The 12,898-nt window shown below is 30.7% G+C and carries 15 protein-coding genes; 13 read left to right on the top strand and 2 right to left on the bottom strand.

Translation table 11 applies throughout. The annotated features are described in order from the left end of the window. The first annotated feature begins 147 nt into the window (after window positions 1–147). Window positions 148–1,932, top strand: a complete 1,785-nt coding sequence (locus tag PXD04_RS22485) for an IS1182 family transposase (RefSeq protein WP_323737028.1) — start codon at window positions 148–150, stop codon at window positions 1,930–1,932. Window positions 1,933–2,099: 167 nt separating this feature from the next. On the opposite strand, the gene PXD04_RS22480 is transcribed toward PXD04_RS22485, so the two are convergent. Next, entirely contained in the window at window positions 2,100–3,278 is a 1,179-nt protein-coding gene (locus tag PXD04_RS22480; RefSeq protein WP_323737027.1) for a tRNA pseudouridine(54/55) synthase Pus10, read from the bottom strand. 80 nt (window positions 3,279–3,358) lie between these two features. After that, window positions 3,359–4,696 (bottom strand): signal recognition particle protein Srp54, encoded by a 1,338-nt coding sequence (locus PXD04_RS22475; protein WP_323737026.1) that lies wholly within the window; start codon window positions 4,694–4,696, stop codon window positions 3,359–3,361. Between the two features lie 137 nt (window positions 4,697–4,833). Between PXD04_RS22475 and hpt the strand changes: the two genes are divergently transcribed. The 12 genes from hpt to PXD04_RS22415 all read left to right on the top strand — a co-directional run bounded on the left by hpt (window position 4,834) and on the right by PXD04_RS22415 (window position 12,848). After that, on the top strand, window positions 4,834–5,397 hold the full coding sequence (gene hpt, locus PXD04_RS22470) for a hypoxanthine/guanine phosphoribosyltransferase (RefSeq protein ID WP_323737025.1): 564 nt from the start codon (window positions 4,834–4,836) through the stop codon (window positions 5,395–5,397). 9 nt (window positions 5,398–5,406) lie between these two features. Then, a complete protein-coding gene (dph2, locus tag PXD04_RS22465) occupies window positions 5,407–6,420 on the top strand; it encodes a diphthamide biosynthesis enzyme Dph2 (RefSeq protein WP_323737024.1) in 1,014 nt (337 codons plus the stop codon). Between the two features lie 72 nt (window positions 6,421–6,492). Beyond that, window positions 6,493–7,056, top strand: coding sequence for an exosome complex RNA-binding protein Csl4 (locus tag PXD04_RS22460; RefSeq protein ID WP_323737023.1), 564 nt, complete (start codon window positions 6,493–6,495; stop codon window positions 7,054–7,056). Window positions 7,057–7,058: 2 nt separating this feature from the next. Next, a complete protein-coding gene (locus tag PXD04_RS22455; protein ID WP_323737022.1) occupies window positions 7,059–7,325 on the top strand; it encodes a DNA-directed RNA polymerase subunit L in 267 nt (88 codons plus the stop codon). Window positions 7,326–7,396: 71 nt separating this feature from the next. Further along, window positions 7,397–7,801 carry an NUDIX hydrolase gene (locus PXD04_RS22450; RefSeq protein WP_323737021.1) on the top strand — a complete coding sequence of 135 codons (405 nt, stop codon included), beginning with the start codon at window positions 7,397–7,399 and terminating at the stop codon, window positions 7,799–7,801. 72 nt (window positions 7,802–7,873) lie between these two features. Then, on the top strand, window positions 7,874–8,191 hold the full coding sequence (locus PXD04_RS22445; RefSeq protein ID WP_323737020.1) for a transcription factor S: 318 nt from the start codon (window positions 7,874–7,876) through the stop codon (window positions 8,189–8,191). 143 nt (window positions 8,192–8,334) lie between these two features. Next, entirely contained in the window at window positions 8,335–9,210 is an 876-nt protein-coding gene (locus PXD04_RS22440; protein WP_323737019.1) for a hypothetical protein, read from the top strand. A gap of 188 nt (window positions 9,211–9,398) precedes the next feature. Beyond that, window positions 9,399–10,130 carry a proliferating cell nuclear antigen (pcna) gene (pcn, locus tag PXD04_RS22435; RefSeq protein WP_323737018.1) on the top strand — a complete coding sequence of 244 codons (732 nt, stop codon included), beginning with the start codon at window positions 9,399–9,401 and terminating at the stop codon, window positions 10,128–10,130. Window positions 10,131–10,177: 47 nt separating this feature from the next. Further along, complete coding sequence (locus tag PXD04_RS22430; protein WP_323737017.1) at window positions 10,178–11,203, top strand: hypothetical protein; 1,026 nt, start codon at window positions 10,178–10,180, stop codon at window positions 11,201–11,203. A gap of 334 nt (window positions 11,204–11,537) precedes the next feature. Beyond that, window positions 11,538–11,819 (top strand): 50S ribosomal protein L44e, encoded by a 282-nt coding sequence (locus tag PXD04_RS22425; protein WP_323737016.1) that lies wholly within the window; start codon window positions 11,538–11,540, stop codon window positions 11,817–11,819. A gap of 29 nt (window positions 11,820–11,848) precedes the next feature. Next, window positions 11,849–12,028 (top strand): 30S ribosomal protein S27e, encoded by a 180-nt coding sequence (locus tag PXD04_RS22420; protein WP_323737015.1) that lies wholly within the window; start codon window positions 11,849–11,851, stop codon window positions 12,026–12,028. Window positions 12,029–12,065: 37 nt separating this feature from the next. Beyond that, window positions 12,066–12,848 carry a translation initiation factor IF-2 subunit alpha gene (locus tag PXD04_RS22415; RefSeq protein ID WP_323737014.1) on the top strand — a complete coding sequence of 261 codons (783 nt, stop codon included), beginning with the start codon at window positions 12,066–12,068 and terminating at the stop codon, window positions 12,846–12,848. Window positions 12,849–12,898: the final 50 nt, after the last annotated feature.

The following is a 12,898-nucleotide window of genomic DNA, read 5'->3' as shown; positions in this document are numbered from 1 at the left end:
TTATAATTCATTGATTTTAATTATTTTTTTATAAATTTTTTGTATTCATTTTTATTTTACTTATTAATTGTGTTTTTTAGGTATATTTATATATAAGGTTGTATAAATATATTATATAGAGAATTGAATTTAATGGTTTTGTTATTTATGGTTTTACAAGAAGATACTATTGGTCAGACATTTTTGTTACCTAAGGATATACGTACTATGATTCCTGATGATCATGTTTGTTTTTTTATTGAAAAGCTTGTGAATTGTGTGGATTTTAGTGAGATTGATTTTCAGTATGTTGATACTCCTGGTCAGAAGGCTTATCCTGCGGCCATGTTGGTTCGTATCATTATCTTGGGTACTATTTATTCTATTCATAGTAGTCGTAAGTTGGAACGTATTGTTCGTGAGAATATCGTGTTTATGTATTTGGCTGGATTTCAAACCCCTGTTTTCAGCACTATCGCAGCTTTTAAACGCGAACACAAGGAGATTATAGAAAAAATTTTTCTTGAAACAATCAATTATGGACATAACAAAAATTTAATTGATTTAGACAGCATCAGCATTGATGGAAGTAAAACACGAGCATATGCCAATAAATATAATAATTTAACCAATGAAGATGTACTAAAACTTTTACATATCATCCGTAAAGGCATTATTACTGATATGGAAGAAAATAAAGCTTTAGAAAACCGAGAAAACAAAACAGTACAAAATACAAACAATACCAAAGAACAAATCAAAGAAGCACTACGAGAAGCACGTAATATCAAAGTTAAACCAGATGAAAAAGCAAAAACAATAAAGAAAATAAAACACGAAGAATCACAAGATGAAGTGGATGAAGAACAACAAACATTAGATACTTACCGTAATAAACCGATGAAAAACAGTATGGAGCATGATGAGAGCAAATTTGACGAAGAAATGTATGAACTCATCGATGAAAATGATTTAAACTTCTGTGGAAAACAAATACTAAAACAAGCCATAGAACACCCAGAAACAGCATACAAACAAATAAAAAAACTAGAAAAATGCAAAACAGAACTAGAAAAGAGTGGTAAAAATACCGTTAATTATACAGATCCAGAAGCACGTAAAAGTCCCAACAAAGAAGGAATAACACAAACCGGATACAACGAACAAATAGTAGTAGACAACAAAAACGGACTAATAATAGCAGTAGACGTAACCACAGATGGAAACGACCAAAAACAACTAATACCAATGATAAACCAGACACAAACAAACCTACAAAACGCCCTAAACCTAACAAATGAAGAATCAGAACAAATAATGCAAAACATGGATATACTAGCCGATAACGGATACTACACCAACCAAACAGTACACGATATCTATGAAGAAGGAAAATACTCAATATTAATGCCAAATAGAGAACAAGCAGGCAAACAAAAAGATTGTCTAAGACGAAACAGCCAAAGAAAAACCAACAATAACAAAAAAGACGGATACGGAAAACATAACATGATAAAAGACGAAGAAAACTACGGATACATCTGTCCAGAAAACAAAATACTACCTGTTAAACAAGTTTACCCTGGAAAATACACGGACAGAATAATATATTACACCAGTGAATGCAGCAAATGCCCATCCAAAAAGATCTGCTTAACCAACAAGATGACAGGTAAAGTAATAACCGATTACACAAGCGATGCCAAAGAACTACTGGCTTATAAATTCGAAACACCAAACGGACAAGCACAATACAAGAAGAGAATGCCAATGGTCGAACCACGATTCGCATACAACAAATACACACTAAAATACAGACAATATCACATACTAGGACTAAGCAACGCAAAAATGCAACAAACACTCATGGCCACAGCACAAAACATAGTAAAAATACATAACATAGAACAAAAAGAACTAACAAACAATAAAAAGACAATAAATCTAAATTAAAAAATAGAATATAAAATTAAAATTGAATTAAAGTGCCCATAACAATTATCCTAAAACACAATAATTGTTGCACACTCTCTTTACCATTTAGCTACTAATTGTTTTAACATAATCTTAAATTAAGGAACCTTAGGATGTCTTCCTTGCAGAACAATAGAAAGACTATGCTATTGTGGAATATGAACTTTCAAAACATCTAATTGTGAACATATTGATTTGTTTTTACAAACACTGCTAACGCTAGGTTGGGTTCTTCCTTCATCACCGGAGATTAGTTCTTTTATATATAATCCTCCCTGACATTTAATGATTAACCTTAATTTTTTACTGTTTATTCGTTCTACTTCAAGATTCATTATTTTTCTTGTTCTAATTTTATCTGCTCTGCGATGTTCTACTCGTTTTGGTGTTCTTTGTTCTATTATGTTTAGTTTTTCTATTTTTTTAATATCATTACTTGTAACACCATTTTCAAATTCGGCTATTGCAGAGTAAACTTTATAACTTTCTGTAGAACTTTTTTTAATGCTTGCACGTCTGTTATTGTCTACGAATTTCAGGTCGTTTATCTCTATTTTACCATCGCTATGACTGTTTACCACTCTTCTTAAGAATTTTAGGTCAATACTTCTCTTGAATGGATATTTTACTTCTATTACGAAGGGTCTTCCTTCTCCTAGCATAAGTACATCGATGTCTTCTCGTCCTGATCCATGGAATTTTATTTCTTTTCCTTTTGCCATGGGCAGTAAATGTTTTCCTATTAATCCTTCTACGGTTTCCGGATATTGTTGGCCTGTTCCATTACATGCTGAACATCCTTTTCCTTTGCATTCTGTGCATGGCCACTTTGTTTGTGGTATTCCTCTGATTAGTTTACGATATTTTCCTTCGATAAATAGGGGGTTGCTGTCTATGAATACTGTTAAATTGTTTATTTCTGGGTATGGGTTGTGTTTGAATGGTTTTTTTCTGATTTTTATGTTGATAACTACTTCCGGATTTTTATAGTCTATTGTTTTTCCCATTTTCTCAACTAGCATCTGGGATAAGTCTTTCCGTAACTGTTTTTTCAATCCATTGTTTCCCTGGTAGTTGACTTCTTTATGAATATTCTTTTCTGCTATGTTTAGTTTATCATAAGTTACTTGACATGCTATGTAAAATGTGTTAAATTCTATGTCAAATTTATGTATCTTGTTATAGATTAGTTGGTATATCTTGTCTTCGTGTAGGAGTAGGTTGTCGCAGATACTGCATTTTTCGTTTTCTTCTGTTTTCTGAAATTTTCTACTTATCCTTGCTAGGCATCTAGAACATAGTTTATATTCATTATTTGTTGACATTTTATTTTCCTTGTTAATTTTTTTTATTAAAAAATAGTTATTCTTATTAAAATGATGTAAAAAGGGGGTGGAAACAGGGTTTATTGTCTATTCATGTGTCTCATGAGTTTACCCATTGGTCCGCCCATGTTACGTTTACCCATTCCTTTTAGTGCTTTTTTGGTTACACTATAATATTTCAGGAGGTCTTTCACGTCATCATTGGTTAATCCTGCTCCTCTGCTTATACGGGTTATTCTGGATTTTTTGATTACTTCTGGATTTTCTAGTTCATAGTCTGTCATGGAGTTCATTAGGATTTTGTATGTGTTGAGTTTATCTTCAGTTACTTTTGATGCATTTGCTGGTAACTGGTTTCCTAATCCAGGAATTAGTTTCATGATTTGTTGTATAGGTCCCATCTTGTTCATCATGTTTAATTGGTTTTCCATGTCTTTTAATGTGAATTTACCACTGATGATTGAGTCAATCATTTCCTGGTCTGATTTTTCTGATGTGACTTCTGCTGCTTTTTCGATTAATGTATCAAGATCTCCCATTCCCAGTAGTCTTGATATGAATCTTTCTGGGTCGAATGCTTCAAAGTCATCTACTCGTTCCCCGGTACCTATGAATTTGATTGGAGCATGTATTTCTGCTACTGCAGATAATGCACCCCCTCCTTTTGCTGAACCATCTAATTTACTTACTATTATTGATCCAATATCTGTGGTTTGTTTGAATGATTCTGCTTGGTTACGTGCTTGTTGACCTATTGTACCATCTATTACTAGTATAACTTCGTCTGGTTTTACTACTGTACTTAATTCTTTCATTTCATCTAGTAAGTCTTGTTCTTCTTTATGACGACCTGCTGTATCTACTAGTATCACGTCGTACTTGTTTCCACATTGTTCTAATCCTTTTTGTGCCAGGTCAATGGCGTCCTTGTTTTGTGGGTCTCCGAATACTGGTGTGTCCAGTGGTTCACATAATTGTTTTAATTGTTCGTATGCTGCTGGTCTCCATGTGTCGGTACATACTATTGCACAGTTTTGTCCTTTCTTTTTAAGGTGTCTTACAAGTTTTGCTGTTGTGGTTGTTTTACCACTTCCTTGTAAACCTAACATCATTATCTTGTAGGGTTTATGTGTAATGTTTAGTTCTTCTGGTTTTTCTCCAATAAGGTTTACTAGTTCCTGGTAAACTATGCGCATCACATGTTCTTTTGGACTTAATCCTTTTGGTAATTCTTCGTCTAGTGCTCGTTTTTCTATTTTCTTTGTTAATCCGAAAACTACTTTAACGTTTACGTCGGACTGTATTAATGCACGTTGAATATCTTTGGTTACTTCTTTCAGTGTTTTTTTGTCTATTATTGACATTCCTGCTAGTTTTTTCATAGTTTGTGTTAGACTATCGCTTAATCCTTCTAGCATCTGTTAACCTCCCCTTGTGCTTTATTATTAATTGTCTATTATTATATAATATATCTTCAATCACTTTAATAATTAAGTATTTCAATTGTATCGGAGTATATATATTATATATATTAAAGTAATTTGAGGATAGTATCATGTTAGAAGAATTAAAAAAATCATTAGTTGAATGTCCTGTAGTTAAAAAGGGTGAATATTTCTATTTCGTACATCCTATAAGTGATGGGGTTCCATTGGTCGAAACTTCATTGTTAAATTCAATAATGGATTACATAGTGGATAATTTTGATTTATCAAATGTTAATAAGATTGTAGGAGTAGAATCAATGGGTATTCCATTAGCTACTGCATTATCATTAAAAACAGGCATTCCATTCGTAGTTATAAGGAAACGATCCTATGGATTAGAAGGAGAACAACAAGTACACCAGGAAACAGGGTATGGTCAAAGTGAATTATTCATTAACAACATTAAAAAAGAGGACAATATATTACTAATTGATGATGTTGTAAGTACTGGTGGTACACTGATAAGTGTAATATCTGCATTAGATAAAATTGGAGTAAATATTGAACATATAATTCTTCCTATAGAAAAAGATGATGGAAAAATAATAGTTGAAGATGCAACAGGTAAGAAAATCAACACATTAGTTAAAATTAAGATGGTTGATGGAAAAGTCACTATAGTTGAAGATTAGGTTATTATTATGGCTACTCTTAATTATGATTACAAAATTGATGTAATAATAGATAAGATAAAAAAAATAGATGCAACGAATGTTATTTTACAGTTTCCTGAAGGATTAAAGAGTGATGCAGTCAGCGTTTCAAACACAATACAAAAGGAATTACCAGATGTTAACATAATTATAGATGCTGATCCATGTTTCGGAGCTTGTGATTTGGCTGATATTAAGGTAAATAAGCATATTGACCTTGTTGTACACTTTGCTCATACTCCCCTTCCTATCAGGACAGATTGTCCTGTACTATTTATTGAAGCACACTCTACGGCTGATGTTGAAGCACCAATAATTGATGCACTCAGTAAACTGGATGATGATGTTAAAACAGTAGGACTTGTAACTACAACCCAACACATACATAAAATAGATGAAATGATAAAAACAATCCGGGACAGAGGATATGATGTAAAACTGGATAATGGGCAGGGAACTGGTAAAGGACAAGTACTTGGATGTAATTTCACTTCAATAAAAAATCTGGATGTGGATGTAGTAATATATGTGGGTAGTGGAGATTTCCATGCATTGGGAGTGAAACTATTCACAAACAAGAAAGTGGTAGTGGCCGATCCATTCATAGGAAAATCACGTGATATTGAAGAATTTGCTGATAAAATTATACGTGTACGGTTTGCCCGAATAACAAAGGCAGGTGATGCTAAATCATTTGGTATTATAATGTCATCCAAGAAAGGTCAACTAAGGTTTGATTTAGCATTAAAGCTTAAGGAAATGATAAGACAACAGGGTTATGAAGCACAAATACTTAACATGGATTACATATCACCGGATTTACTGTTACCTTACAATCTTGATGCATTTGTTATGACTGCATGTCCTAGAATTGCTATAGATGACAGTGCAATGTACAAGAAACCAGTACTTACGCCTCAGGAGTTGGAGATAGTTCTTGGCTTAAGGGACTGGGATGATTACATGATGGATGAAATAATTATCCATGATGAACAATTATAGATACTTTTATTATTTATAAAGAAAATAAATAATATATTATATAATTCTGATAATAGCTTGAGTAATGTAATTATGTTTCATAAAGAAAATGACTTCGTTCTGCCTGGAGAAGTATTATGTACCTATGAAGAGTACATACCATCAGAATGGACATACATAGAGGATGGATTCGTTAAAGCAAGTATTAATGGAAGGATTGTCATAGATAAGGATGAAAAAACAATATCCATACAAGCAAGTAATCCTCCAAGTTTTCTTAAAGAAGGAGATTATGTTATAGGTCATATTACGGAAGTCAAACAGAATAAAGCACTGGTAACAATAAAAATGATAAAAGGATTTAATCGAGAATTAGTGACAGGATATAAGGGATTTATCCATATATCAAAAGCTAACACTGATTTCATATCCTCATTACATGAGATGTTTAAAATAGGAGATATAGTAGAAGCAAAAGTATTGAACATATACGGAGCAGAATATATAGATTTAAGCACGTCTGAAGAGGATACTGGTGTTATAAAGGCAATGTGTACCGATTGTCGTAAATTTATGAAACTTGATAATAACCAATTAGTATGTGAATGTGGTAAAATTGATTCACGAAATATATCAAGTAATTATGGAGGTTTTTAAAGGTGAAATATATAAAAAATGAACCAGAACACGTAGTTCTAGAAATAACTGGTGAAAGTCATACAATATGTAATATTTTAAGAAAAAGACTAATGGCACAGGATGAAGTAAGTGCAGCAGCATATGATATAACACATCCCTTAATTGGTCAACCAGAATTTGAAGTAGTAAGTTCTAATCCACAAGAATCAATAATAACAGCTTCAGAAACAGTAAAATCAGAAGCAACAGAATTCAAAGAAGCATTAAATAATGCATTCAATGAATAATTCTTCTAAAACTTTTTTTAATACACTTTTTAACACTAATTTCATTAACTATTTTTAATAAATTTATTTTCATGACAGAATATAGAAATCCAGCATTAACAGTAGATACTATAATTGTTAAAGACGGTCAAATAGTACTAATAAAAAGACTTAATAATCCTTACATGGATCATTGGGCTATACCTGGAGGATTTGTTGAGTATGGTGAAAAAGTTGAAGATGCAGCAGTAAGAGAAGCTAAAGAAGAAACAGGATTAGACATAGAATTGACAAAATTAGTCGGAGTATATTCAGATCCTAACCGGGATCCCCGAGGGCATACGGTAACCGTAGCATTCACAGCAAAAATAATTGGAGGATCATTAAAATCAGATTCAGATGCTAAAGATGCAAAATTTATTGAAATTAATAAATTAAAGAATTTAAATTTAGCATTTGATCATAATATTATATTAAGAGATTCGGGAATATTTTAAATAATTATATGGTATATTATTAACAAATATATTATTAATAAAAAAACAAATTAGTAGGAGAAATGATTATAAATGGAATTTTGTCCAGACTGTGGAAAAGTACTATTTCCAAAAGAAGGTAAATTCTCATGTGATGCTTGCGGTTATGAAAAAGTAGTTACTGAGGAATCCAAAAAACAATATGAAGTATCGGAAAAAGTAGATAAAGAAGATACTATCATAGTAACTGATGGAAATGTGAAAACATTACCAACTATTAAAGTAATCTGTCCAAAATGTGATAATAAAATAGCATTTTGGTGGTTACAACAAACAAGAAGTGCAGATGAATCAGAAACAAGATTTTTCAGATGCACAGAATGTGATTATACATGGAGGGAATACGATTAGATAACTAATCGTAATATATTTTTTTTAATTTGATTCTCATATTTTCTTTTAAAAGGAAAAGGTATAATAGTAAATTATTTATTATTTGAAAAATTAAAATATAATCATAAATATTTTAGTATTTTTGGTTGAAGTGATTTATCATGACTAACAATAAAAAAAGTTCAAACAAAGGAAGTAATGAAAACTATGATCCTTTAGAAGAATTAAATGTATTGGATGATAATTTCACTATAGAAACTGAAAAAGACTTCTTTGATGAATTTGAACAAAAAAATTTAGAAAATGTTCCCGAATATGATAGTGAAAGTGGAAAAATCATTAAGGGTTCTGAACCTAGTTCTAAAAAACAAAATCATAATATTGAAGATGAAAAATTCCAGTTGATGGATGAAATAGAACAGGTAGATTTCAATAATGTAAATGCTGAAAAAGATAATCAGGAAGAAACAGTTTTAAACAAAGAAGTTAAACCACAAAAACCAAATAAAACACCTAAAAAAGGTAAAAAATTTGATTTATCCTCTAAACTAGGATTAAATAAAAAAGATAAAAAACCTATAGCTAGACCAAAAAAACAAGTACATAAATTTGATGATAAGGAAAAATCATTAAATGATGATACAAAAATCATTGACAATGTTAAAGTAGATAGTGATGGAGTACCATTACTTAATCAATTTGATACAGATAAAATAATAGAAAAAAATCCACTTCCTAAAATTACCGTTCGCAGAATATCATTTTCAAAAATAATAATGATAGCAGTAGGTATAATCATTACATTGATTGGTATATTCCAGGCAATGCAAGATGTAGTTAAAATATCTGACCATGTTATGTACGGAGAACATGAATCCATAGCTATGGGATTAATATTATTAGGTATAATCTTAATTATATTATCATTCTACAAAGAAATAATGAAATTATCCGGGTTAAACAACTTAACTAATATGATGGATGATATGGATTCATCATCTAAGCCACAACCAAGAAATAAGAAAAATAAGAAATAATCTCCCTATATAATTAACGCATGACCCTCTATTCATTCCAATAGTTGAACTATTTTTTTTAACCTGAATCTATTTTTAATAATAATTTATGTCATTGGAGAATAAAATTTAATATCCATGTTTATCAAAGATTAAAATATATTAAAAAAAAATATTATAAAAATTATTTTTAAGGAGAGTATGGCATAGTGTTCAAACTAGTATTAAGCGACCCAAGTATTTTTAAAACAAGTTTTGATGCAATATCATCAATCGTTGACGAAGTACAAATAGAAGTAGACTCAGACGGACTAAGATTAAATGCTATTGATAGAAGTCACATTACTTACGTGCATTTAGAATTAAAAGAAAGTTTATTTGATATATATGAATGTGATAAACCAATCAAACTAAACTTAGACACAGAAGAATTAATGAAAGTGCTTAAAAGATCCAAATCTGATGATGTTATGGAATTAACAGTAGATGCAGGAAGTCTTATATTAACCTTTGAAGGAGCAATTAAGAAAACTTTCAAAGTAAAACTCATTGATTTAGAATATGATACTCCAGCACAACCACAAATAGAATATCCTGTAAACATATCAATACCAATAGCTACACTTAAAGAAGCAATACAAGACATTGAAATAGTAGCTGACAGGGTTTCATTTAATGTTGATGAAGATAATCTTACATTAGAAGCTGTTGGTGATTTCGCTGATGCAAAAGTAGAATATCTTCATGGTGAACAATTATCAGAAACAGCTAAAGCAATTTATGCAATAGAAAATATTAAAGAAATGCTCAAAGCAGAAAAATTTGCAGACAAGACATATGTTCAATTTGGAGATGACATGCCATTAACTTTAGTTTTAGAATTAATGAACGATGAAGGAGAATTATCATTTTTATTAGCTCCTAGAATAGAAGAAGATTAATTACTCTCCATATTTTTTTAAGGATAATTCATAATAGGGGAATTTAATTGGATACTTTTTTTCAAAAATTAAGGGATATTCAGAAAAAAGAAAGAACTACTGGTACATTATCTGAGGTAGATGATTCTTTTTATACTGATGCTTCAAATTACCTTCAAAAATTATTAAAAATGGTTAACAATAATCCTCTATCATTGGAAGCATATCAATTACGTGATGCTCAAAGAATTACAACAGAAATTTGTGAAAGAAGAGAATTTAAAATAGTAAGTACTGCAGCAACCAATGTTCAGAAGGGTCATGATATTTTTAAAGGACATAAAAAAGATTCTGACCTGTACGATGTGATACCATATAATACTACACCTGAGGAAGAGGAGTTTTATAGGAAAATTGTAGATATGCTGGTGGATCATAGAGAACATTTGATGGATAAGATTATTTTAAACAGGTCTAATGAAACAAAAATTGGTTTCAAGCCTACTGAAAGAAAAGTTGAAGAAAAACCAGCAGTTGAAGAAGAACCAGTGGTTGAGGAAGTTCCTTCTAAAGAGGAAGTTGAACCTGAAGATACAATAAGCACTCCTAGTGATGATGTTGCAGAACCAGAAATTAATGAAAATAAAAAGACTTCAAAGCCTAAAGCACCACTACTTGATGAAAGTCAAATAGCAATGATGTTTGGTCAAGCTCCGGATGATATTTTACTGGATGAAAATAATAATCCTGTTAAGCCAGTAAAACGAGATATAACCACACCATTTAAAGGCCCTAAGCCACCCGAAGAAGACACAGTTTCATTACAGAATGAACCAAAACCAGAGGATAATCTGGAAAATATAGTTGAAGAAGTTTCTGAAGAAAAAAATAATACGGAATTGGAATCTGAAGTAACTGTTGAAACTACATTTAATACTGAAGAATTGGTTGAATTTAAGAAGGATATACCAACTGATATTCTTGATGAGAATGAAAAAACTTATGGTCCTTTTTCTGTTGATGATATTGTTTTATTACCAGAATCAATAGTTAAAATTTTAAGTGATAATGATGTTATAAATGTTATCAAGTAATATTTTTATTATTGTTTTTTTTAAATCTGTTTTTCAAAATAATTAATTATAAATATAGATGGTTAATATAATATAATATAGATAAATTATTGATTGTTCTAAGTTTAACGAACAATTAGGAAAACTATTTATAAACAAATATATGGCTATAGAATCAGTTATGTAGACCATAAAAATATTTGTTTGTGTAATACGATACAAGAAATTGTATTATATTTTTTTAAAGAATAAATTCTATCTAATTTATTCAAATATTTTATCGAATTAAAGTATAATCATGCTTTATTAAAATTAATTATCATTTAATTAATTTACATAATGACGAGGTGAAAAGATGAAAATACCACGAGAAAGAAGGACTTACTGTCCAAAATGTAAAACACACACAGTACACGAAGTACACACATCCAAAAGAAGAAAAGCAAGTGAACTTAAATGGGGTCAACGTCAGTTCAGACGTGTAACTGCTGGTTACAGAGGTTACCCAAGGCCTTTACCATCAGGAAGTAAACCTGTTAAAAAATTAGACTTAAGATACAAATGTAAAGAATGTGGAAAATCTCACATCAAAGGCTCAGGTTTCCGTGCAGGAAAAGTTGAATTTGTATCCAACTAAGCAAATATTTATTAATGGAGGAACTTTTAATGGCTAAACAACAAAGTAATTTCTTAAAAGTAAAATGTGGTGACTGTGAAAACCACCAAGTTATATTTGACCACGCAGCTTCAACAGTAAAATGTGTTATCTGTGGTAAAACATTAGTTGAACCAAAAGGTGGACGTTCTAAAATTTATGCACAAATTGTAGAAGTATTAAACCACTAAATAACACACAACAAGATTACTAAATCCAGGTGATTATATGGTTAGAATGAACAAAGAATGGCCTGAAGAAGGTGATCTAATTGTTGGAACAGTTCATAAAGTATTAGGTTATGGTGCATTCGCTAAACTAGAAGAATATGAAGGAAAAGAAGCATTTATTCACATATCTGAAGTATCTTCTGGTTGGGTAAAAAACATAAGAGATTATGTACGAGAAAACCAAAAAATTGTAGCACGTGTACTTAGAGTAAACCCTAAAAAAGGTCATGTTGATGCTTCATTAAAACGTATTCGTGAAGATCAAAGAACCCGTAGAATTCAACAATGGAAAATAGAACAAAAAGCAGAAAAATTATTAGAGATATCTGCAAGATCAATCAATAAAACCTTAGATGAGGCTTATGATGAAGTAGGATATCTGATAATGGAAGAATTCGGGGACTTATATGAAGGATTTGAGTTAGCTTCTGATGAGGGTGAAGAAGTTTTATTAGCAATTGATGTCGATGAAGAATGGGCAAAAATAATAACTGATGTAGCTAAGAAAAACATTTCAACTCCAGAAGTGCAAATCACTGGATACATAGACATAACTTCATATAAACCAAATGGTGTAGAAATAATTATTGAAGCTTTAGAATCTATTGAATCAGATAATGTTGAAGTTCAATGTGTGGGAGCACCTAAATACAGAGTGATGGTAACAGCACAAGATTACCCTACAGCTGAAAAAATATTAAAAGAGTCAGCTGATAAATGTATTGGAATGATTGAAGAAAATGATGGAGAAGGTAGTTTCCATCGTGAATTAGATGATTAAATTTATTCCATTCACATACTTTTTTTTATAATTATTTTTTAAAACTATTT

Source organism: Methanosphaera sp. ISO3-F5 (genome assembly GCF_034480035.2).
Taxonomy (GTDB): Archaea; Methanobacteriota; Methanobacteria; order Methanobacteriales; family Methanobacteriaceae; genus Methanosphaera.
The sequence above is the reverse complement of the archived record's forward strand: the minus strand, read 5'-3'. Positions and strand labels throughout refer to the sequence as shown.

Bases quoted from the DNA above. Each gene is read 5' to 3' on its own strand.
- PXD04_RS22485 (WP_323737028.1), top strand. From the start codon at position 148: ATGGTTTTACAAGAAGATACTATTGGTCAGACATTTTTGTTACCTAAG.
- PXD04_RS22480 (WP_323737027.1), bottom strand. From the start codon at position 3,278: ATGTCAACAAATAATGAATATAAACTATGTTCTAGATGCCTAGCAAGG.
- PXD04_RS22475 (WP_323737026.1), bottom strand. From the start codon at position 4,696: ATGCTAGAAGGATTAAGCGATAGTCTAACACAAACTATGAAAAAACTA.
- hpt (WP_323737025.1), top strand. From the start codon at position 4,834: ATGTTAGAAGAATTAAAAAAATCATTAGTTGAATGTCCTGTAGTTAAA.
- dph2 (WP_323737024.1), top strand. From the start codon at position 5,407: ATGGCTACTCTTAATTATGATTACAAAATTGATGTAATAATAGATAAG.
- PXD04_RS22460 (WP_323737023.1), top strand. From the start codon at position 6,493: ATGTTTCATAAAGAAAATGACTTCGTTCTGCCTGGAGAAGTATTATGT.
- PXD04_RS22450 (WP_323737021.1), top strand. From the start codon at position 7,397: ATGACAGAATATAGAAATCCAGCATTAACAGTAGATACTATAATTGTT.
- PXD04_RS22445 (WP_323737020.1), top strand. From the start codon at position 7,874: ATGGAATTTTGTCCAGACTGTGGAAAAGTACTATTTCCAAAAGAAGGT.
- PXD04_RS22440 (WP_323737019.1), top strand. From the start codon at position 8,335: ATGACTAACAATAAAAAAAGTTCAAACAAAGGAAGTAATGAAAACTAT.
- PXD04_RS22425 (WP_323737016.1), top strand. From the start codon at position 11,538: ATGAAAATACCACGAGAAAGAAGGACTTACTGTCCAAAATGTAAAACA.
- PXD04_RS22420 (WP_323737015.1), top strand. From the start codon at position 11,849: ATGGCTAAACAACAAAGTAATTTCTTAAAAGTAAAATGTGGTGACTGT.
- PXD04_RS22415 (WP_323737014.1), top strand. From the start codon at position 12,066: ATGGTTAGAATGAACAAAGAATGGCCTGAAGAAGGTGATCTAATTGTT.